Consider the following 20,703-nt stretch of genomic DNA (forward strand, 5'->3'; position numbering starts at 1 on the left):
CCGGCCTCAGCGTCGCTTGAGCCGCCTCAACTGATCCACAGAATTCGACAATGACTCGGTGTTTGGTACCCGTGACTCATATCAAGTTGAGGGTAATCTCTGCGTCTCCTGCAAGAGGATCAGGCTAGCCAAGGAGTGTTTGCATGGAAGATTCACGTCTTTTCACCCGCCGTATGGGCCGGAGAGCTGTATTAGCAGCGGCTGTCGTCGCACCTCTCGTCAGCACAACTCTGATCGCGCCGACCGCAGCGGGTGCTGTAGCAGACTCTCCGGTACTGCAGATCATGACGTACAACCTTGAGGGTCGGGGCACCGCCGGGCCAAGCTGGAAGAACCGCAGGCCGGTCGAGCGTGCGATGTTGCGGCAGGCACAGCCGCAGATCGTCGATACTCAGGAAGGTGACCACACGCAGGTGAAGCAGGTCGCCGCTGACCTCGGTGAGAACTACGGATGGATCGGTAAGGGTCAAAACGGCGGCCACAAGGGGATCATCAACGCAATCTTCTTCGACAAGCGCCGTCTGAAGGTCCTCGGGCACAACACGTTCTGGCTCTCAGCCACACCCAACAAGGTCGGCTCGAACACGTGGGGTGCCAAGCACATCCGCACCGCCACCTGGATCCACTTCCAGGACAAGCAGGACAGTGGCCGCGACTTCTACGTCCTCAACACCCACTTCGACAACGGAAAGGGACAGCACGCTAACGACGTACGCCTGAAGAGTGCCACCCTCGTAGGCAGGTGGATCGCCCGCCTCCCCGCCTCCACACCAGTTCTGGTGTCCGGTGACTTCAACTCCGCTGCGGAGAAGACTCAGGTCTACACCAGACTGCTCAACCGCAGCGGACTCGTCGACACCTGGAAAACCGCCGCCACACGCGCCAATGAGTACGGCACGCACACAGGGCACAAGGCACCCAAACCGAACGGCGACCGTATCGACTGGATCCTCTCCGATCCAAAGGTCACGACCGATCACACGGAGACCAACATCTTCTCCAAGGACGGCCTGACCCCCAGCGATCACCTACCCGTGCAGGCATGGGTCCGCCTGCGATAGGCAGGGCCGTCCGACTGACTGCGGCTCAGCAGGGTTGCGATCGCTGAACTTCTTCCGGAACAGCTGTCCACCGAGCAGCGGCGTGACCGGGTCGTGCCGATTCTGCATGATCAGGATGTTCGTCTACGAGGCCACCTCGTCGGCTGTCGTCTGTGCGCCGGGGGTTGCTGCCATCAGCCTGTTGACCGCGGTCTTGTCGGAGTCCTTGATCGCTTCCCAGAGTTGCACCGGCATCCTCCTACTGGGCCAGGTCGCCGAGCACGCCGGCGGAACCGTCCGCAAAGCCCTGGCCGACCAGGGCTTCAAGAACCAGGTCGTCACGCACGGCGCCGGCCTGGGAATTGCCACCGGCGCGAACGCCCCCGCCTGGCGCGCCGCGCAGGCGGTGGCAGCGTGAACATCCGGCCTATGCTCGACGCCCTGGACCTCCAGCAAGACGCCGCCCGGGACCTGGCCGACGGCCTCCGCCCACTCAGAGCACCAATTCCTCCACCTCGGCCGAGACCGGTTCGAAACGCACCGGCAGGCTGCTGATCCCGGTGAGGAGGTTCGAGTAGATCCGGCGGACGGGCCCGGCTGTCTCGAACCCGGCGGTGAAGTCGCGGAGCGCCAGCAGCACTTCGGAGATCTCCAGCCTCGCAAGGTACGCGCCGATGCAGTAATGCGGACCGTGCCCGAACGCGATGTGCTTGTTCGGCGACCGATCGATGAGGAACCGTTCCGGGTCGGCGAAGACGGTCTCGTCACGGTTTCCCGAGACGTTCCACACGGTCACCACATCGCCCCGCTTGACCGGGGTGCCGTGGATCTCCGTGTCCCGTACCGCGGTGCGGCCGAAGTGCATGGTCGGTGAGGCCCAGCGCAGTACCTCTTCCGTCGCCAGCTTGACGGACACGTCGCCGCGCTTGAACGCCGCCCACTGGTCCGGATTGGCACTGAAACTGTGCACGGCGTCGATCATCGTGAGACGGGCAGTCGCGTCCCCGCCGAGGATCAGGCTGTAGCAGTTGAGGACGATCTCGGCCTCGCTGAGGAACTCGCCGTCAATCGTGCTGCCGGCCAGCACGCTGACCACGTCTTCCCGTGGCGCGGCACGGCGCTCTTCGACCATGTCGAGGAAGTACTGCAGGATGTTGTTGCGGGCGGCGTCGGCCGCGGCGGAGTACTCCGGCCGGTCGTCCGAGCTGATCGCGGACTTGGTCAGGCCGAGCAGGTACTCCCGGTCCTGGCTCGGAACGCCGAGCAGGTCGCTGATGGTGATCATGGGGATCTTGCTTGCGATATCCAGCGCGAAATCGCATTCACCACGGTCCACCGCTGCGGCCAGCAGCGTTCGGGTGGTCCGGCGGACGTGCTCGCCGATCCGGCTCAGCACGCGCGGCGAGAACGCCTTCAGCAGCACATTGCGCAGTTCCTTGTGGCGGTGCCCGTCGGTCACCGGGACCATCAGGCCGGCCGCCGAGTCACCTTCGCCCAGCAGCGTGATCAGGACATTGCCGCGCTCCGAGGTGAAGGCGGTGTTGTCCCGGTAGAGGGCGACGATGTCGTCGTACCGGCTGAGTACCCAGAAGCCGGGGCTGTCCCCGACCGCCGGATGCCGGTAGAGCGGCTGGGTCGCCCGCAACGTGCGCCAGTAGTCGCTCAGGTCGTAATCCGCGAACGTCTGGGGGTCCCCCAGGTTCACACGGGTCAGGTCCTCCGGTGTCGCACGGATGGGCAGGGCTTCCACGGGGTTGACCTCCAGTTCGGACCGGTGAAACGGATCAGAGGGTGAAGGACCGGGTTCTCGACAGCCGGGGATCGCCCGGCCGCAGGTGCAGCGTTCCGTTCTTCGTATCGAGGACGACTGCGGCGACGGTGCGCTCCCGGCGGATGTCACCGTCGTCGGCGACGCAGATCGGCGGCTGCGACAGCACCGCGAAATGCTCATCGGGCGCCGCGTCCGCGGGCAGGCCTTGCAGACCGGACTCGGCCGTCCGGAGCCGATGCAGCGAGGAGTTGCGCGCGAAGACGTTCAGCTCGTCCCGGCTGATGAAGTCCGGAGCGAGGAAATGGTTGGTGTGCACCGATTCACGCGCCGCCATCACCCGGTACTGGTCGCCGATCACCTCCACGCAGGCGGTTTCGACGGCGTCGGCGAGCACGATCGTGCGGGAACTGGCGAAGGGCAGCGACCGCAGCGCGGCGACCGCCGACTCCACCGAGGTCGCGGTGTCGAGGAGGTGGCGAATGACCAGATACGGCGGTACGCCCGGACCCCAATGCCCGCCGAGGACCAGGTTCAGACCGACCGCGAGGCCGCGGGAGTTGACGCCGAGATAGCCGAGCAGTCCGGCGAAGCTCAGCACGAGGGCCCTGCGGTCGCCGCGGCCGACTTCGAGGACCGCGATCTGGTCGTCCAGATTCCCGTTGAGGTCCACGGTCTGGGCCAGCACGCCCGGCCGGGCGTAGACGGTGCAGTCGCCTCGGCTGGGGATCCGCTGGTATCCCGCGATCTCGCGGCGCAGTTGCAGCAGGGTGGCCTCGTCCAGGGTCAGCGCGGCGCCGGCCGCCAGTCCGGCGATCTCGTCGGCCAGCCGGGGCGTCGACCGGGTGATCTCCGCCCGGTGAGCGGCGATGTCGCCGGACAGGCCGGCGATCGACACGGCAGCGGGCAGCAGGTGGTTGAGGCGCGCGACGCCGTCGTCGAGGAAGGCGCGTAGCCGCTCCTTGAGGGCGGTGCCGTGCGCGAAGCCGATGTCGTACGGTTCGCCGTCAGCGACGACATGCGCCACTGCGAAGGGCGGTGTCACCGCGCGTCCGCCATGGCCGTGAGCCGGTCGCGTACCGAGGGCCATTCGGGCTTGAGGATGCTGTAGTAGACGGCGTCGCGGCGAGTGCCGTCCGGCATCGGGTTGAAGCTGCGCAGGATGCCTTCCTCGGTTGCGCCGATGTTGCGCAGGGCGCGGCGGGCCTGCTCGTTGCGCCGGTCGGTCTTGAACTCCACGCGCTCGGCGCCGAGCCGCTCGAAGGCGTTGTGCAGCAGCAGCAGCTTGGCGTGGCGGTTGACCCCTGCGCCGCGGAAGTCCTGGCCGAGCCAGGACCAGCCGATCTCCAGCCGCCGGTCCGGTTCGGACAGGTTTCCGTAGCTCATCGACCCGGCGGTGCGGCCGGTGGCGAGGTCGGTGATGTGGAAGACGACCCGTCGGCCGGATGCCTGATCGGCGATCATCGTGTCGAAGAAGGCCTTGAAGGACGCTTCGTCGGTGACCAGCGCCACGAAGTAGCGCCAGATGGCCGGATCCATGGCCACCGAGCGGATCCCCTCCCGGTCGGACTCGGTGATCGGCCGCAAGCGGACGACGTCGTCGTCCAGGACGGTCGCGGCGCGCTCGTGCCAGCTCATCTCAGCTCACCTCGGCATGCCGGGAGAGCGCGCTGACGACCTGCCCGAGCGTGCGCATCGCGGCGAGGTCGTGTTCGGTGAAGTGGTGCAGTCCGACCTGGACCCGGTCGCACACCGATGTCAGGAACAGCACCTTGTTCAGCGAGGTGAGGCCGAGGTGGTCGAGGTCCGCGTCGGAATCGATGGCCTCCGGCGGCAGGTCCTGCGGCAGGACCTCGGCCAGTGCGGCGCGGGCCGCCCATTCGATGGCGTCAGGCACGGATTCCCTCCTCGGGGTCGATGACGAGGCTGCGGTAGCGTGCCTCGATCTGCTTGCGACGGGGTTTGAACTGGGAGCTGAGCAGCCCGTTGTCGACGGTGAACCGGTCCGCCAGGATGGCCTTGGCGATCTGTTCGTCGTGGTCGAGGGCGGCGTTGGCCTGCCGCAGCGCCGCCGCGATCAGCTCGGGGTCCGCCGGGTGCACCGCGGGCGAGACGATGGCGACGAGCTGCCGCTGCGACGGGTTGGTCACCAGGCAGTCCTCGATCGCCGGACAGACCTTGAGACGTTCCTCGATCCGCCGTACGGCGATCTTCTTGCCGTTCTCCAGCACGATCACGTCGTCGGCGCGGCCGTGCACGAACAGGTAGCCGTCTTGGTCGAGATGGCCGAGGTCACCCGTGCGCACGATACCGCCGGGCCGGAACATCTTCTCCGAGTCGCCCGGCTCCGCGTGCTCGTAACGGGTGGCCACGGGCAGCTCGCTGCGGACGTTGATCACTCCGTCGGAGTCGATGAGTACCTCCTTTCCCGGCAGCACCCGGCCGACGCTGCCGGGCCGGTACGCGCCGGGGTGGTTCTTGGCCACGATGCAGGTTTCGTTGAGCCCATAGCCTTCGAAGACCGGCAGGCCGGCATCGGCGAAGTACCGCAGCGTGGCCGGGTTCGCGGGCGCGGAGCCCGTCCACAGGTAGCGGATCCGGCCTCCGAAGACCTCGGCGGCCGCCTCGGCCGGGGAGGCCCCGGTTCGGGCGGCCCTGGCCTGCAGGTGAGCGCGCGTCGTCTCGTAGAAGCCGGGCACGCCCATCACCACCGTCGGCCGTGCCGTGCGCAGAGTGGCGAACGCGGCTTCGTAGGTGCTGATCGTGACGTCGTGGCCGAACACGAGCGCCGAGTACACCCAGTACCGCTGCTGGAGCAGGGACAGCGGCAGGAAGACGAAGAGGTCGTCGCCGGGGCCGTGCGCGAACATGTCCTGCACCGCAGCGAGCGAGCTGTCGATGCTTCCCGCGCTGGCCAGCAGCGACTTGGCCGGGCCGCTGCTGCCCGAGGTGAACTTCAGCGCGGGTGCCTCGCCGGGTTTCCACGGCGTCGTCGGCAGGTCGGTGTCCGAGGGTGGGAGCCCGCGCAGGGCGGTGATCGGGCGCACCCGTTCGGCTGTCTCGTCCTGGTCGGTGAACAGAACCGTGAGGCCGTAGCGGGCGATGAGCTGAGCCCCGGTCGCATCGAACTTGCCGGGGTCGAATCCCGCGGTCACCGCCTTGATCCGCAGCGCCGCCAGATCGAGCAGCACCCACTCCAGCGAGTTCGCCGCGACTATGCCGATCCGGTCACCTGGCCGGACGCCGAGACCGAGCAGGTACGCGGCGACCCGGCCCGACATCTCCCAGACCTCGGTGAGATCCCACGCCTCGGTCGCGCCCAGCCGGGCCACGGCCAAGCGGTTGCCCGGCCGCGGCGGACCACCGATGACCCGGTTGATCACGCTCATGCGGCCCGTCCGATCCGCTCGGCCATCGCCCGCACCGTGTTCACCCGGACCAGCTCCGACAACGGGATGGTGACCTTGTACCGCTTGCGCACCCCGACCAGGATGCGCGCCGCGGCGAGCGAGTCGGCGCCGAGATCGGTCAGCGGGGTCAGCGCGTCCACGTCGGGCAGCTTGAGCACACTCGCCCACAGCTCTGCCAGCTCCCGCTCGATGCCTTCTGCCAGTGCGGCGTCGCCGGACGGGGTGGGCTCGGCCTGAGGCACGTCGTCCGCGGCCAGCCGCGACCGGTCGATCTTGCCGTTCGCGGTCAGCGGCAGGCTGTCGTGCCACACCACGGCGGACGGAACCATGTACTCCGGCAGCTGCTCGCGCAGCGCCGAGCGCAGTTCCTCCTCCAGGCGCCGCCGCTCGCCGTCGGACGCCGGCTGGTCCCGTTCGCCCGGCACCAGGTGCGCGACCAGCAGGTCGCCTCGGCTACCCGGTCGGCGGACCACCACCGCCTGCGCCACGCCGGGCAGCGTGACCAGTCGTGTCTCTATCTCTTCCGGTTCGATGCGGTAGCCGTTGAGCTTGATCTGGAAGTCCGTCCGGCCCAGGATGTCGATCTCCCCGGACCCCAGGTAGCGCCCGCGGTCGCCGGTGCGGTACAGCCGTACGCCTCGTCGTCGGTCGTAGCAGAACTTCTCGCCGGTCGCCTGCTCGTCCTTCCAGTACCCGCGGGCCAGGCCGGCTCCCGAGGCGAAGATCTCGCCGGGAACCCAGTCCGGCAGGTCCACGCCGTCCTCGTCGAGCACGTACGCCTTGTTGTTGTCGTTGGGCCGCCCGTACGGGATCCGCTGCGAGCCGTCGTCGTCCGGACCGATCGGGTGGACGACGTTCCAGACCGTCGTCTCGGTGGGGCCGCCGAGCGCTACCACATCGAGCCGGGGCAGGCTCGCTCGCAGCGCCGCCGGGAGTTCCGGGGGGATCCGGTCGCCGCTCATCATCACCAGCCGCAGGCCGGCGAGCGGGGAGAGCCCTTCCGCGCGTGCCTGGTCGTGCAGCAGCGCCACGATCTGTGGCACCGAGTTCCACACCGTGACCCCAGCGCGCTCGCACATCTCAAGCCAGTGCGCCGGGTCGGCGGCCTTGTCGTGGTCGGGCAGCACTAGCGCGGCACCGACGGACAGCGCGCCGAACACGTCGTAGACCGACAGATCGAAGCTGAACGCACTGACCGCGAACAACCGGTCGCGCGGACCGATGCCGAAGCGGCGGGTGCAGTCTGCGACGACGTTGGCCACGCTGCGGTGGCTGACCATGACACCCTTCGGCGTGCCGGCCGTGCCCGAGGTGGGCAGCACATAGGCGAGGTCGTCGGGATGCGCCCCGGCGACCGGGGTCGGCTCCGGCCCGCCGTCGGCTGCGGCGTCGCTGTCCAGCGCCAGCACCCTGCCCGAGCCCGTAGGGGCGCTCCGACCGGAGTTGGTGAGCACGCACCGTACTTCGCCGGCGTCGAGCAATTCCTGCTGTCGGCGGGCGGGCAGGTCCGCGTCGACCGGCAGATAGGCCGCACCCGCCAGCAGCGTGGCCATGATCCCGACGATCTGCTCGGGCCCCCGGGTCATGACCAGGCCGACGAGTTCATCGCGTCCGACCCCGTTGGCGCGCAGCCAGGCCGCCGCAGCGCGGGCCCTGCGGTACAGCTCGGCATAGCTCAGTTCACCGGCCGAGGTGATCACCGCCGGCGCCTGCGGAGTGCGGCGCGCCTGGGTCTCGAACGGCTGGTGAAGCAACTGCTGCGGCAGCGGCCGGTCGGTGTCGTTGGCGGCGCGCCTGCGCGCGCGCTGCTCGTCGGGCAGCAGGTCGAACCAGTGGCTGTTCCACTCACCGTCGTCGGCAAGCAGGTCGAGCAGACGCTGATACCCCTGTGCCATGTCGTCCAGCAGGCCGGGCGGGAACAGTTCGTCGACGCCGTCGAGCTGGACGACGACACCGCCGTGCTGTTCCATGGCGAACACGTTGAGCCAGGTCTGCGGCGTCTGGGAGACGGTGTGCACCTCGGGTCCGAACAGCTCCAGCGCGGAGCCGTCCGCCTCCGCGAGCGGATAGCCGATGGCGCTGTTGAAGGTGAAGGGCATGCGCGGCTGCCCGCCGCTGCGCCGGCCGAGTTCCCGCAGCACCTCGATGCCGGAGAAGTGCCGGTTGTCCAGGTCGGTGCGCAGCCGCTCCTGCACCGCTTTGGCCCGTTCGGCGAAGGTCACACCGCGGTCCAGCTCGACCGAGACGAGAATCGGATCGCTGTACTGCCCGATCGACTGCAGGGTGCGGGGGTGGACAGGCGGCCGGTTGGCCACCGTGGTGGTCAGGGTGAACCGAGGGCCGGCACCCCAGCACGCGAGGGTCTCGGCGTAGGCGGCGAACAGCAGTCCGGACGGGGTGACGCCGACCGCGGCGGCGTGCTCCTTCAGCACCGCCCACCGCGGCGCCGGCACCCGGACGACGCGCTGGGTGAAGCGTGGCGTCGCTATCGCGGAGGGGTTCTTGACCAGCGGCAGCTCCGGGTGGCCCCACAGGGTGCCGCCGTCCAGCCGCTCCAGCCAGTACGCCTTGGCGCGGGCGTAGGGCTTGCGGCTGCGGGCGGCCTCCAGCGCGGCCACATAGGACTCGAAGGAGGCTTCCTCATCCGCCGGTGGCTGTTCCCGCTCGTAATGCGCCCACCACTCGCGGAAGAACAGGAACATGCTGATCCCGTCCATGACCAGGCCGTCGTGACCGACGTGCAGCACCATCCGGTCCCCGGCCAGAAGCGAGACCTCGGCCGCCAGCAACGGCGGATGGGCCGTCGGCAGCATCCGGTGCGTCCAGCGCGCGCGTTGCGCGGCCAGCCCGGTGCCGTCGTCGTCCCGCAGGTCGGCCCGGTCGATCCGGACGTGCACCTGCGGCTGCCGGACCTGGGACTGCGTCGGCGTGAACCGGGAACGCAGGCAGTCGTGCCGGGCGACCACAGCGTTGAGCGCGGCCTGGAGCCGGTCGATATCCCAGTGGCCCTCGATCTCGTGGTAGACGTAGCTGGCCACGTTGCCCAGCTCGAACACCTCGTCCCGGCCCGCGAGATAGCTTCGCTGCAACGGGGTCAGCGCGAACCCGGGGTCCGCGGTGAGATGGGCGAGCAGTTCGGCCTTGACGGCCTTGATCCGGCCGACGAGGTCGGCGTCCACGCGCTCGCGCGGTCCCTGCAGACGCAGGTCCGGGCCGACGGCGACGATGCTCAGACCGCGGGCACCGATCTCCTCCAACAGCGACTGATAGCCGGTCATCGGGCCACCGCCTCGGCCAACTCCCGGCTCAGCGCGGCAATGTTCCGCTCGGAGAGCAGATCCGCCATCGGTATGTCGAGATCCAGCCGCTCCAGAATCTGGTACTGCACCGCGACCGCCTGCAACGACGACGCGCCTAGCTCCCGCAGCGTCTTGTCGGCCACCACCGCCTGCGCCGGCAGGCCGAGCGTGCTCCGGACCAGGTCGGCGAGCCAGGGCAGGGGTTCGGGTGCGGCGTCCGGCGGTGCGGGAGGTGCCGGCTCGGCGACGAAGAACACCTGCCCGGTCAGGTCCAGCCCGGTCCCGGCCGGCACCAGGTCCACGGTGGACGGCCAGGTCGGCTCGCTCTCGCCGAGCAGAGCGGCAAGACGCGCGGCGAAGCGCGGCATGACCGGTGTGGCGACCCGGGACAGCAACCGAGCCGCCGCCAGTTCCATCGCGATCGCCGTGCGACGCTCCGACTGCCACCCGGACGCGTCGGCGAGTACCTCCTCGCGCGCGGCGAAGGCACGCGCGTCGGTGACGATGCCCTCCAGTTCGGCGGTGGCCGCCCGCAGGGAGAACCCGTCCTGTCCGAGGTGTGCGGTCACGGCCGCCAGCCGCCTGCCGAGCCGGGCATGGAACGCGGTGTGCTCGGGGGTCCAGATTCCGGCGTCCGGCACCACGCCGCCGTACCGTGTGTTCAGTCGGCGGCCGAGATCGTCGAGCCAGCCCTGCCAGCCGTCGATCAGCACCTCGCGCACGGTCGCGGTGTAGGCCTCCCGCTCGAAGTTGGTGCGCTCGCCCTCCGGGCGGGTGCGGGACAGGTAGAACCGCACCGCGTCCACCGTCTTTGGGGACAGGATGTCCTTGCCCCACACCGCGTGCTGCCGGCTGGTGGAGAACTTCTGGTTGTCCAGCAGATAGAACTCGTTGACGTGGTAGTCGATGTCGGGCTCCCAGTGCGGGAACGCCAGCCGATACAGCACCGGGTAGAGGATCGCGTGGTAGAAGCTGTTGTCGTAGCCGAAGAAGTGGACGATCTTCCAGTCCTGCTCCGGCTTGTCCGCCTGCCACATCTCGCCGATCCGGGCGCCGAGCCGCGCGATGCCGTGCAGGAAGCCGTACGACATCTCCGGCCACACCCAGATCACCTGGTCGTCGGCTCCGCGCGGGGCGACGCCCCACTGCGCAGGGTGACTCAGCGGCAGGTCCAGGGTCTCCCGCGCAAACACCCGCTCGGCCAGCTCGCGCAGCCGGGCGGGGACCCGGCCGAGCCGGTGATGCCGGGTGACGACCTCGCGGAACTCGTGCAGCGGCAGGGCGTGCCGGACCAGTCCGCCCACCCGCACCGAGTCGGAGATCCGGCTGCGCGCCTCGATGAGGTCGGCGACGATATTGGGCTCGCCGCACTCCTCGCAGATGTTGCCGTTGGTGGCGGCCGCGCAGGACGGGCAGATGCCGGACACATTGACCTCGTAGAGGTACCGGCCGGTCTCCGCGTCGAACAGCGCGGGCAGTTCGCGCCGGGCCACCTGGCCCGACGCCTCCACTGCGGCGAAGAAGTCGCGCAGGCCCTCGCGATATCCTGCGTCCGCGCTTGTCACCGTGAACTGGTCGGGCCGGATGTCCATCAGCTCCAGCGTCCTGGTGATCTCGGCGCCGTAGTGCGAGGCGACCTGCTCCGGCGTGCTCTGCTCCTGCGCCGCCTTGGCGACCACGTAGCTCTGGTAGTCGTCGCTGCCGGTCAGGTGCCAGGCCTGCGCCCCGTTCATCCGCTGGAACCGGACGAACGCGTCCGCGCCGAGATACGGCCCGGACAGGTGCCCGAGGTGCAGGTCCCCGTTGGGGGTCGGCGGGGTGGAGAAGACGAACACCGGCCGCTCCGCGAAGCGCCGTCGGCCGGGACGCGCGGCCACCTCCTCAGCGTGCCGGGGCTCACGCCAGTAACACGTCACGAAGACGACATCGGTGTCACCGGTGTTGTCGATCACATGTGTCTCGAACGGGTCGAACTTGACGACCGTGCCCGGTCCGACCGGATGCCGCGCGCCGTCCACCACGACCTCGCCGCTGCCCGACACGATGACGAACATCTCGATCTCGTCGTGCTGGTGCGGGTCGGAGCGCCTGCCCGGCGCCACCCGGCCCCAGCCTGCGCCCAGCCCGACGACACCGGGCAGGTCGATCGTGCTCATGTCGATTCCGAAGGCATCGCTGAGCGTCGCGGGGTCGAAGGTGTCGATTCTCATCGCAGGTTCCCTTTCACGCTCGGGTCCAACAGTTGGACTGCCTCAGCCGCGATGGCCGGGGCAAGGCGGTAACCGGATCCGCCCGCCGCCCCCGCGAACACCACCCGGCCGTCCGGGTCGAGTCGGCACAGCAGCGGTTGCCGGGAGACGCTGTAGGCATCGCAGAAGACGCGCCCGGCCGTGCAGCGTGACGCGAGCAGGGGCACGTAACGGCTCAGGGATGCGCGGGCCTGCTCCACGTCGTGCGCGTCGAGATCGGCGCCGACTCGGTCGGGGTCGACATCCCAGTCCTGGCAGGTGTAGCTGAACAGCCAGTGCCCCCGGTAGGCCAGGGGAAGCAGGAAGGCGTCCTCGTCGTGGAAGACGACCGCCCGGTCGGCCTCGCCCGCGGGGTGGTCGATGTGCAGGGCGACGATCTTCTTGACGCGCGCTCCCAGCGGCGCGACCGGATCGGCCCATGCGGGCTCGCTCAGCCACGGTCCCGGCGCAAGCACCACCCGGTCGACGGTGAGCCGCTCGCCCGTGCCGAGCGAAAGCCGCACACCGAGGCCACCCGGTTCCAGCCCGGTGACGCGGACTCCCTCACGCACGTGGACGCGCGGGCGCAGGTCGGTGACCAGCTCCTGGACCAGACGGTGCACATCGGCATGGTGCGCGCTCCTGACGTCCCACACCGACGCGCGCGGCGGCACGCGGACCTCGGCGCCGCAGGCGTCCAGCACGGCGGGGGCGTCGTCACGGCGGACCGGATCGATGTAGATCTTCTCCAGCTCGGCTCTGTCGGTCTGCGAGACCATCGACATGCCGACCGGATGGATCGGCACGGTGGGCCGGTCGGCCTTGAGCTTCTCGTAGAACTCCTGGCTGTAGGCCGACATCCGGCGCACCCGCTCGCTCGCACCACGCGGGAAGTGCAGTCCGGCCGAGCGTCTGCTGGCGCCGCAGCCAACCGCGTCCCGGTCAAGAAGCAGCACCGTGCTCGCCGGATGATCGTGGACGATCCGCCGGGCCACCAGGCAGCCGATGATGCCGCCGCCGATCACCGCGACCGTGCCCAGGCCCATGTCACACCCTCCCTCGCGGCTCGCCGTCCTCGATGTCCTCGTCCGCCCACTCGACGAACGAGGAGAGCTGCTCTTCCCGCTGTACGCCGCGCAGGCGGTCGACGATGCGCTGGCTGCGCCACGCCAGCAGGCTCAAGTTCTTGTCTGCGAGGCCACGCTGGGCGGGAGTCCCGTTCTGGATGAAGACGTTGCGGTCCGCCGGGCCGTCCCAGCGCACCGCGAAGTCCCGGTCCACCCGGTACTCGCCGCCATCGCAGTGGAGCCGGTCCGCCAGGGGGGCGAGCAGGTCCAGCAACCCGGTGCGGAAGCCGGTCGACCAGATGATCACGTCGGTCGTCACACGCTGGGGCTCGTCGGGCCGGTCGTTGTTGACCACGGTCAACTCCCACCCCGCACCGGCCTTGGCCACGCCCGTGATCTCCCGGTTCGGGTACAGCCTGATCAGGCCGGGCGAGCGCGCGATGAACCGGTGGTGATAGGTCCGCTGATAGATCGCACGCAGCGTCGGCTCGGAGATGCCGTCGCTGGACAGGACGTTCTCCTGGTTCAGCCGCTCACGGGTCGCTCGCTCCAGGCCGTAGAAGTACTCCGAATAGCACGGCATGTAGAAGTCGTTGGTGAACGGTGAGTCGTCGATCGGCAGGAAGTTGCGTCGCCGGGAGAACCACGACACCCGGCTGGGCAGTTTGCTGCCTTCACGGGAGATGAGGTCGAGGAACGCCTCGGCGCCCGACTGCCCGCCACCCACCACCACGACGCGCTTGCCCTCAAGGTGGACGGCCTTGTCGACGAAGTCGCACACATGGAACTGGCTACGCGAATGCCAGCCCTGTCCGGCCGGCGGAATCCACGGCCGGCTGCCGACACCTACGGCGATGTTGTCCGCGGTGAGCACCCGCTCGTCGGTGCGCACCTTGAACACGCCGTCGAAATCGACCGATTGCACTTCCTCGCCGAACACGACGTTCTTCATGCGCCAGCTCGCCCATTCCAGGTAGTTGCGGAACTCCTGCCGCGGCACGGCGTCGAACCGGGCATTGATGAAGTGATAGATCCGCCCCTGGTCGTACAGGTAATTCAGGAACGAGAACTTGCTGGTCGGATCGGCCAGGCTGACCAGGTCCTTCAACGTCGACACCTGCAGTGTGGTGCCAGGGATCTGCTGGCCGTCGTGCCAGCCGAAGGCTTCCTTGCGATCGAGGAACAGGCTGGGCAGATCCCGGTGTGGGTACAGCAGCGCGGCCAGGCTGAGATTGGCCGGTCCGACACCGATACCGAGCACACCGAAGTGGTTCTCGTCGGTCATTTTTCGACGCCCCTAGGTCCGGTCGAGGACTCCGTGAATTCGGCGGTGATCCCGCTGGAGCGCAGGGAGCCCAGCCAGCGGCGGGCCGCGTACGCGCCTTCGGCCCCACGGTGCAGCCCGGCGGGCAGGCGCCCGGAGAGGATCTCCCCGACACCGACCGCCAGCGGCGTCGACACGAGCCGAGCCATCGCACTGTCCTCCTCGTCGCCGGTGACGTCGACTACGTACTCCCCGGACCACGCCGTGGCGTCCTCCCCCTCGACGGCGAGTGCGACGGCCAGCACCACCCGGTCCCGGTCGGCACCGGTGGTCGGGTACCGCTGCGCGAGGTCCTCGGCCAACTCGGTGATCCGGTCCAAGTCGCCGGTGCGCAACTCGGCGAACACCTGCTGCCATGCGGCCTGCCAGCCGTGGAGCCGGAGGGTGCCGCGGATGAAGGTGTCCAGCGACCACAGCCCCGGTACGCCGTACCGGGCGATGAAGGGGATGCTGTCGCGGTTCGGGTACGCCTCGAACTCCTCGCCGCGCACCAGGTGCGGCCGGGTCGCCTCCCAGGGACGGTCCGCAGTCGACTCGCTGCCGCGCTCGACATAGCGCGCCGATGAGAGCAACGCGGTCAGCACGCCGCGCGGCGCCCAGCTGAACCGGTAGCGGAAGTCGTTGGGCACGGCCGGAATCCCGCCGCAGTAGGAGGTGAACCTCGCTCTCGCCGGCCCGCTGACTGCGGCTCGGCCGCGGGCCACCAGATCGGTCGCGAGCAGGTGGTCGATGCCGGGATCGAGACCCGCTTCGGTCAGCACGACGACGTCCGCGCCCTCGGCCAACTCGGCGATCTCAGCGCCGGCATAGCTGGTGTCCGCGAAATGGGCCCCCGCGGCCATGCTGAGCTTGAGCAGCCAGGCGTGTTCGGTCGCCGGCAGCATCGACACGACCACGTCACCGCGCTCCGGGGCCAGCGTGTCGAGTGCCGCGGCAGTCACCTCGCCGGCCAGCCCGAGCCGGCCCACGACGGCCTCGGCCTTGGCCTTGGTCCGCCCGTAGAGCGCGACATCGGCCTGTTCGGCGAGCAGCCGGACGCCGCCGCCGGTGGACAGTCCGGTACCGACCCAGTGCACCCTAGGCATGGACGTTCTCCTTCACCGCTGTATGGAACCGCCGGGCCGCTCGCTGCCACGGCGCCGAGTCCAGGTCGAGCAGGTACCTGCCGAGTTCCGCCGAGAACGCCGCGCTGGCTTCCCACGGCAGCAGCGACGGCAGGTTGTCGATGGCGATGATGTGCACCGGGCGCTCACCCCGGCGCAGCGCGCGGGCCGGCTCCTGCCAGCTGGTGACCTGGTCGTACACCGGCAGGACGTTGCAGTCCGAGGTCACGTCACAGGTCACGTCGGAGATCACCCGTAGGTCGCTGGCCGGGTCGTCGAGATCGGCTTCGATGAGCAAGGGCGTGACCGGGCCGGTGCTGAACACCGCGTTGACCAAAATGTCATGCGCCAGCAGCGCCGGCCGGTCGAACCTGCTGGTCTCCGCGATGTCCCATGGGGTCGGCTGGATCCCGGCGACAGCGCAGGCGTCGCGGGCGCCCCGCCCGCCGCGGCCGAGCGCGCCGACCACCAGCACCCTTGGCCGCTCGCCGGGCGTGGCCAGTGCGACGTCGAGATCGGCGCGCGAGCCTGGCCGCAACGGAACCGCAAGGGTGCCGCGCAGGTGCAGTATCGCCAGCGCGGCACCGGTGTACCCGGCCCAGTAGCCGAACGCGACCAGCCGCCGGCCATCCTCGCTGGTCAGGTGTTCGAGGTCGAGGAGCGTGCCACCGCCGGCGGTGAAGCGGCGCAGTAGGTCGGCGGCGCCGTGCTGGCCCTTGTAGGCGTGAGCGAAGTACACATGCCGGTGCCGCAGCGCGGCCGGTTCGTCCGGTAGTTCCTTCAATCCGATGACATAGGCGTCCGCGGGCGCGTCGACCCAGCTGCCCGCCGGAGCGATCCTGCAGCCGGCCGTCAGGTACTCCTCGATCGGGAACACCCGCTGCGGTGACTGTTCGACCGTGACCTGGTGTCCGGCGGCCACCAGGCGCGCCGCGTCGGTCGGCACCACCGCCGCTCTCCGTTCGGTGCTGCGCACCTCGTGCCTGAGCCATAATCGGGTCATCCGAGCTGCCCTTTCAGGACGGGGATGCGGGCGTTGGGTGAGGGCCGGTAGCCCTCGTGCGAGGGCGACCCGCCCGCCGCGGCGACGGCGCCGATGGTGATCGCGGCGGCCATGGCATGGCCGGGACACCGGTGGGCACCCTGGCCGAAGGTGAACACCTGCGGATCCGCCCGGCCGGGGCGGAACGCGTGCGGATCGGGGTTGGCCATCGGGTCGCGGTTGGCTGCGGCGAGCAGCAGCAAAATCGTTGAACCCGCCGGGACTTCGTGGCCGGCGATGGTGGTCGTGGTCGCCACGGATCGGCGAGTGTTCTGGATGGGCGCGTCATGCCGGACCACCTCGGCGACGAAGGCCGCGAGATCGTCGGGCTGTCCGTGGCGGGCCAGTGCGAGCAGGGTGTTGCCGACCAGCCCCGCTGTGGCGTCATAGGTCTGCGACAGCAAGCCGATCACATTGGCCGGCAGCGGAGCGGTCTCGGGCCGGTCGTCGCGGGCGGACAGGCGGACCAGTTCGCCGATCAGGCCGCCGCTCCCGGCGCGCAGATACGGGCCGAGCAGGTCGAGCAGCCGCGCGGCCGCGGCGGCCGCGGCGGCCTGGTCCTCGGCGGTGGCCGATGGGGGTACGCACCGGACGAACTCGCCGATGAGCCGGGCTGCCTCGGCCGGGATGTCCCCGCCAAGGCCGAGCACCGTGGCCACCACTCGTGCGGGCACCCCGAACTGGAGGTCCGTCCAGTCGGTCGCCTTGCCTGCCTGCTCTGTGGCCAGCGCGACGACCTGCTCCGCAGTGATCGTGCTCAGCGCCCCGAGCAGGACCCGTTTGCGCCGCACCTGCGGGGCACCATCGGTCATCCGGACCAGCTCGCCGAACACGTCGCCGGCCGGGGTGCCGAGGATGCCGCGCGGCACCGGCTCGGTGCTCGGCCGGACCCGGCAGGCCGGATGGGCGAGCACCTCGGACACCGCCGCCGCGCCAGCCGCCACCCACAGCCCGCTGCCGGTGTCGTAGCCGAACGGCTGGTCGGCCACCAGGTCGGCGTAGAACGGATACGGGTCGGGGTGGGTGGCCGCCGTGCTCGGCGTCGCGGGAAGCGGCTGCGTCATGATGCCCCTCGGTGTGTTCTGTCCGGATCGATCGCCGCAGCGATGATCGCCTGCTGCACTTCCGAGGAGCCTTCGTAGATCCGCAGCGACCGGATCTGCCGGTACAGCCGCTCCAGCAGGCTGTCGTGGACCAGCCCGGCCGCACCGAAGATCTGCACTGCGCTGTCCACGATCTGCTGCGCGGCCTCGGTGGCGTAGAGCTTGGCCACCGAGGAGTGCCGGGCGTAGCGGCAGCCGCCCTGGTCGATCTCCCAGGCCGACCGGGCCACCAGCAGCGCGGCCGCGTCCAGCTTGACCTCCATGTCGGCGAAGGTGGCGCGCACGGTGGGCAGGTCGAACAGTTTCCCGCCCAGCATGGGCCGCTCCCGTGCCCGGGCCAGCGCCGCATCGGCGGCCCGGCGGGCGAAGCCGAGCGCGGCGGCGCCTACGGTCATCCGGAACCGGTCCAGCACCTCCATCGCGATCGGGAACCCGGCGCCACGCCTGCCGAGCAACGCCTCTCGCGGCAGCGCGCAGTCGTCGAACACGAGATGGCCGAGCGCCCGCGGGGCGATCATCGGCACCGGCTCGACGCGCAGGCCGGGCACGGCCGCCGGGACCAGGAAGGCGGTGAGCCCGAACGCGCCCGGTCCGGGGCCGGTGCGCGCGATCACCGTGTACACCTCGGCGATGCCCGCGTTGGCGATCCACGCCTTGCCGCCGTTGAGCACCCAGCCGGTCTCGGTCTCGCGCGCCTCCAACCCGATCGCGGCGACATCCGAACCCGCCGCCTCCTCCGATACCGCGAAGGCGCCGCACAGGGTGCCCGCGGCCAGTCCCGGCAGATACCGGCGGCGCTGGTCGTCGGTGCCGAAGCGGCGGATCGGGGTGGCTGCCAGGGCCTGAACGGAGAATGCGTAATCGGCGAGATCACCGGCGTACGCAAGTGCCTCCCGCGCCAGGCACAGCGCGCGGTAGTCGTCGGGGCCGCCATCGAGGAAAGCCAGCCAGCCCCCGTCGCCGAGGGCGCGGAGTATGCGCAGGCCAGTCGCTTCCGGCCGCTCTGAGCCGACGAGGGCATTCCGGTGCTCGTCGCACCAGGTCACCAGGCGCTCAGCCAGCTCGCGGTGGTGATTCTCGTACAGAGGCAGCGCCAGGATGCGCGTGTCGAAGGTGTGGGGGGACGTGGCCGTGGCCATCAGATGATCACATCCGCCGACTCGTGCCGGGTGAGGCCGGCCACCAACTCGTGCTCGATGAAGTAGGCGAAGGAGGCGTAGCCGCGCCAGATCCGCTCCCAGTGCGACGACACCGCGTCGGCCCCGGACAGCTTCGCCACGTCGTGCAGGTAGGCGATGATGATCTCGGCCGACTGGCGCGCGTGGCCGGCGGAGAGGTTGTCGATCGTGAGGTGCGCCTCCTCGTAGGCGACGTCGAAGCCGTAGCGGCGCAGCTTCTGCGTCTCGTGCATGCGCATGGTGCCGAGCCCGAACATCTCGATGCCCAGGTTGTAGCCGAGGATCTCGTCGTAGAGCGAGTCCGGGAACAGCGCGAGGCTGAGCTGGAACAGCGAGAAGCCGTAGAGGTGGTCGGGCAACTCGTCCTGGTCGAGGAAGGCGGTGTCGCGGATGTGCGGCACCTCGATGCCCATGCTTGCGAGCACCCGGTAGATCAGGGTGATGTGGTTCTTGGTGACGTCACCGCGACCCATCTCGTCGGCGTAGATCGAGTAGAGCATGCCGTCACTGCGGCGGGTGTAGCGGCCGGTCGCGCCGATGCGATGGGCCCACGCGCCGTCGATCATGCTGCCGAGCGCGAAGGTCTTCTGCCCGAAGATCACCTCGTCGCGGTCCGGGATCTCGGTGAGCGGCCGGTACGGATTGACCAGCTTGTCCCAGTAGATACGGTCGACGCGCTCGTTCAGCGCCGAGGGCGAGTACGCGAACCAGCTCGCGTCGGTGAGGACGCCGTCGCCGCCGTGCTCGAAAAGGATCTCGGCCCGGGCGAGCCCCTCTTCGGCCCTCGCGCGTGCGAGGGCCAAGGTGTTGGGGAAGTTCTCGATGTTGACCAGCCGGTGGAGGAACTCGCGGTCGTCGCTTTGGGCAGCGGCCCTCAGCCGCACCTCGGGCGGGAGCGCGCCGATCGCCTCCGCGAGGGCGTGTGCCGCGTCGTCACCGGCCGTGTTCGGGGTCAGCTCAACGCCGGGTGGGTTTCCTGCGGCGATCGCCTCGGCCCACCGCTGGAAGGTCGCAGCTTCCTGCTCGTCGAAGATGCCGAACATGGGACCGCCGAACTTGATGGCCCGCAGAAACCGGCACCCGCCGTCACGCGGCCTCAACTGGGGTGACGCACGCAAATCGCAGATGAACGCGGCCAAGTCGAAGTCGGGATCGCCGAACCGTTCGGTCAGCGGCCGACCGCCGACGCGAACGTTGCGGTGCTGCTTGCCCGCAAACGGGGCATGTCTGGCCACGATCCGCGCCACCTGCGCGTCCAGTGAAAGGCCCGCATGCCATTCGGCGACATCGGCGAGCAGGCGCACGTGCTCCAGCTCCATCGCCAGCGTGCGCGTGACCGCGGCGTACAGCCTGCTCCTGACCGATGCCGGGGCCAGTGCGAGGTAGTCGGCGAGGGCGGCCCTCAAGTCGGCTTCGACGACCATGGGCCGGGTGCCCAGCAGAAGTTCGTCGACGCCGAGCGCGGCCACGACATAGTGCGTGCCGACCACCTCGGGCAGGAACGTCGTCGGCAGCCTGGCCAGGCTGAGGTGGTAGGCGCCGTGCCACGCGGTGAGCGGCCGGGCTTCCGCCCGCCGCAGGAAGTCCGGCGCCGTGACGTCCGGCAGGAACACGCCCAGGTCCTCCAGCGCACGCCCGCGCAGCTGTTGGAGCCCGCGCCGGGGGTTGCCCTCACCTCGCCAGACGAACTGGTGACGCACCAGGTGGTTCACCACGATCGAGGGCTGGGTGGCGGGCTGGGAGACCGAGTCCAGCCAGCAGCCCCCGATGAGCGCCAGCGGCGCGCGCTGAGCCAGCACAGCGTCGCGCACCCGGGGTTCGGCCTCGCGCAGCGGCTGCAGCATCCCGCTGATCTGCCGATGCACCTGGGCGGTCCGCTCGGCGATGCCGTCGGCCTCCTGCGCACCGGCGTCTTGGTCGGTCGGCTCCCGCACGCCGCCGAGGAAACCGTTCAGCACATGCCGGGCGAGGAGGAAAACGGCCTCGGACTCCTGATCACCGACCAGCCGGTGGTAGACGGACTCCGGGCCTGCGGCGATCATCTCGTGGGCCACTGCGGCTGCAGACGGGTCGAACTCAGAAGCGGACAAGGGCGCCACGACGAACGTGTCGGGCAGAGCGAAAGCAGGCATCGAAACCTC

16 protein-coding genes are annotated in these 20,703 nt (G+C 69.7%); 2 read left to right on the forward strand and 14 right to left on the reverse strand.

Annotated features, from left to right (window positions below; genetic code table 11):
* The first annotated feature begins 143 nt into the window (after positions 1-143).
* Both ACFYTE_RS27925 and ACFYTE_RS27930 read left to right on the forward strand, forming a co-directional pair.
* On the forward strand, positions 144-1,061 hold the full coding sequence (locus tag ACFYTE_RS27925) for an endonuclease/exonuclease/phosphatase family protein (protein ID WP_388715944.1): 918 nt from the start codon (positions 144-146) through the stop codon (positions 1,059-1,061).
* A 115-nt stretch (positions 1,062-1,176) separates the two neighbouring features.
* Positions 1,177-1,458 (forward strand): hypothetical protein, encoded by a 282-nt coding sequence (locus tag ACFYTE_RS27930; RefSeq protein ID WP_388716113.1) that lies wholly within the window; start codon positions 1,177-1,179, stop codon positions 1,456-1,458.
* Positions 1,459-1,533: 75 nt separating this feature from the next.
* On the opposite strand, the gene ACFYTE_RS27935 is transcribed toward ACFYTE_RS27930, so the two are convergent.
* From ACFYTE_RS27935 to ACFYTE_RS28000, 14 genes are read right to left on the reverse strand one after another with little or no spacing between them, the layout of a single operon-like run.
* The gene (locus tag ACFYTE_RS27935; protein ID WP_388715947.1) at positions 1,534-2,790 is read right to left on the reverse strand and encodes a cytochrome P450; all 1,257 of its coding nucleotides are present in this window, start codon (positions 2,788-2,790) and stop codon (positions 1,534-1,536) included.
* Between the two features lie 34 nt (positions 2,791-2,824).
* The gene (locus ACFYTE_RS27940) at positions 2,825-3,853 is read right to left on the reverse strand and encodes a C45 family autoproteolytic acyltransferase/hydolase (protein ID WP_388715950.1); all 1,029 of its coding nucleotides are present in this window, start codon (positions 3,851-3,853) and stop codon (positions 2,825-2,827) included.
* A complete protein-coding gene (locus ACFYTE_RS27945) occupies positions 3,850-4,446 on the reverse strand; it encodes a GNAT family N-acetyltransferase (protein WP_388715953.1) in 597 nt (198 codons plus the stop codon). Before ACFYTE_RS27945 ends, ACFYTE_RS27940 begins: the two co-directional genes overlap by 4 nt.
* Before the next feature lies 1 nt (position 4,447).
* Positions 4,448-4,705, reverse strand: coding sequence for an acyl carrier protein (locus tag ACFYTE_RS27950; RefSeq protein ID WP_388715956.1), 258 nt, complete (start codon positions 4,703-4,705; stop codon positions 4,448-4,450).
* A complete protein-coding gene (locus ACFYTE_RS27955; protein ID WP_388715959.1) occupies positions 4,698-6,197 on the reverse strand; it encodes an AMP-binding protein in 1,500 nt (499 codons plus the stop codon). Before ACFYTE_RS27955 ends, ACFYTE_RS27950 begins: the two co-directional genes overlap by 8 nt.
* Positions 6,194-9,496: an amino acid adenylation domain-containing protein gene (locus tag ACFYTE_RS27960; RefSeq protein ID WP_388715961.1), complete on the reverse strand. Its 3,303-nt coding sequence runs from the start codon at positions 9,494-9,496 to the stop codon at positions 6,194-6,196. Before ACFYTE_RS27960 ends, ACFYTE_RS27955 begins: the two co-directional genes overlap by 4 nt.
* The gene (locus tag ACFYTE_RS27965) at positions 9,493-11,727 is read right to left on the reverse strand and encodes a class I tRNA ligase family protein (protein ID WP_388715964.1); all 2,235 of its coding nucleotides are present in this window, start codon (positions 11,725-11,727) and stop codon (positions 9,493-9,495) included. The genes ACFYTE_RS27960 and ACFYTE_RS27965 overlap by 4 nt, the downstream gene beginning before the upstream one ends.
* Positions 11,724-12,791 (reverse strand): NAD(P)/FAD-dependent oxidoreductase, encoded by a 1,068-nt coding sequence (locus tag ACFYTE_RS27970; protein ID WP_388715967.1) that lies wholly within the window; start codon positions 12,789-12,791, stop codon positions 11,724-11,726. The genes ACFYTE_RS27965 and ACFYTE_RS27970 overlap by 4 nt, the downstream gene beginning before the upstream one ends.
* A 1-nt stretch (position 12,792) precedes the next feature.
* The gene (locus tag ACFYTE_RS27975) at positions 12,793-14,097 is read right to left on the reverse strand and encodes a lysine N(6)-hydroxylase/L-ornithine N(5)-oxygenase family protein (protein WP_388715970.1); all 1,305 of its coding nucleotides are present in this window, start codon (positions 14,095-14,097) and stop codon (positions 12,793-12,795) included.
* Positions 14,094-15,221 (reverse strand): saccharopine dehydrogenase C-terminal domain-containing protein, encoded by a 1,128-nt coding sequence (locus ACFYTE_RS27980; protein WP_388715971.1) that lies wholly within the window; start codon positions 15,219-15,221, stop codon positions 14,094-14,096. Before ACFYTE_RS27980 ends, ACFYTE_RS27975 begins: the two co-directional genes overlap by 4 nt.
* Positions 15,214-16,242, reverse strand: a complete 1,029-nt coding sequence (locus tag ACFYTE_RS27985; protein WP_388715973.1) for a saccharopine dehydrogenase — start codon at positions 16,240-16,242, stop codon at positions 15,214-15,216. Before ACFYTE_RS27985 ends, ACFYTE_RS27980 begins: the two co-directional genes overlap by 8 nt.
* On the reverse strand, positions 16,239-17,345 hold the full coding sequence (locus ACFYTE_RS27990; protein ID WP_388715976.1) for a cytochrome P450: 1,107 nt from the start codon (positions 17,343-17,345) through the stop codon (positions 16,239-16,241). Before ACFYTE_RS27990 ends, ACFYTE_RS27985 begins: the two co-directional genes overlap by 4 nt.
* Complete coding sequence (locus ACFYTE_RS27995) at positions 17,342-18,523, reverse strand: acyl-CoA dehydrogenase family protein (protein WP_388715979.1); 1,182 nt, start codon at positions 18,521-18,523, stop codon at positions 17,342-17,344. Before ACFYTE_RS27995 ends, ACFYTE_RS27990 begins: the two co-directional genes overlap by 4 nt.
* Positions 18,523-20,694, reverse strand: coding sequence for an iron-containing redox enzyme family protein (locus ACFYTE_RS28000; protein WP_388715982.1), 2,172 nt, complete (start codon positions 20,692-20,694; stop codon positions 18,523-18,525). The genes ACFYTE_RS27995 and ACFYTE_RS28000 overlap by 1 nt, the downstream gene beginning before the upstream one ends.
* Positions 20,695-20,703: the final 9 nt, after the last annotated feature.

This window comes from Streptomyces sp. NPDC004629, assembly GCF_042873595.1.
Classification (GTDB): Bacteria; Actinomycetota; Actinomycetes; order Streptomycetales; family Streptomycetaceae; genus Streptomyces.

Bases quoted from the DNA above. Each gene is read 5' to 3' on its own strand.
- ACFYTE_RS28000 (WP_388715982.1), bottom strand. From the start codon at position 20,694: ATGCCTGCTTTCGCTCTGCCCGACACGTTCGTCGTGGCGCCCTTGTCC.
- ACFYTE_RS27925 (WP_388715944.1), top strand. From the start codon at position 144: ATGGAAGATTCACGTCTTTTCACCCGCCGTATGGGCCGGAGAGCTGTA.
- ACFYTE_RS27995 (WP_388715979.1), bottom strand. From the start codon at position 18,523: ATGGCCACGGCCACGTCCCCCCACACCTTCGACACGCGCATCCTGGCG.
- ACFYTE_RS27990 (WP_388715976.1), bottom strand. From the start codon at position 17,345: ATGACGCAGCCGCTTCCCGCGACGCCGAGCACGGCGGCCACCCACCCC.
- ACFYTE_RS27985 (WP_388715973.1), bottom strand. From the start codon at position 16,242: ATGACCCGATTATGGCTCAGGCACGAGGTGCGCAGCACCGAACGGAGA.
- ACFYTE_RS27975 (WP_388715970.1), bottom strand. From the start codon at position 14,097: ATGACCGACGAGAACCACTTCGGTGTGCTCGGTATCGGTGTCGGACCG.
- ACFYTE_RS27980 (WP_388715971.1), bottom strand. From the start codon at position 15,221: ATGCCTAGGGTGCACTGGGTCGGTACCGGACTGTCCACCGGCGGCGGC.
- ACFYTE_RS27945 (WP_388715953.1), bottom strand. From the start codon at position 4,446: ATGAGCTGGCACGAGCGCGCCGCGACCGTCCTGGACGACGACGTCGTC.
- ACFYTE_RS27960 (WP_388715961.1), bottom strand. From the start codon at position 9,496: ATGACCGGCTATCAGTCGCTGTTGGAGGAGATCGGTGCCCGCGGTCTG.
- ACFYTE_RS27970 (WP_388715967.1), bottom strand. From the start codon at position 12,791: ATGGGCCTGGGCACGGTCGCGGTGATCGGCGGCGGCATCATCGGCTGC.
- ACFYTE_RS27965 (WP_388715964.1), bottom strand. From the start codon at position 11,727: ATGAGAATCGACACCTTCGACCCCGCGACGCTCAGCGATGCCTTCGGA.
- ACFYTE_RS27930 (WP_388716113.1), top strand. From the start codon at position 1,177: ATGTTCGTCTACGAGGCCACCTCGTCGGCTGTCGTCTGTGCGCCGGGG.
- ACFYTE_RS27955 (WP_388715959.1), bottom strand. From the start codon at position 6,197: ATGAGCGTGATCAACCGGGTCATCGGTGGTCCGCCGCGGCCGGGCAAC.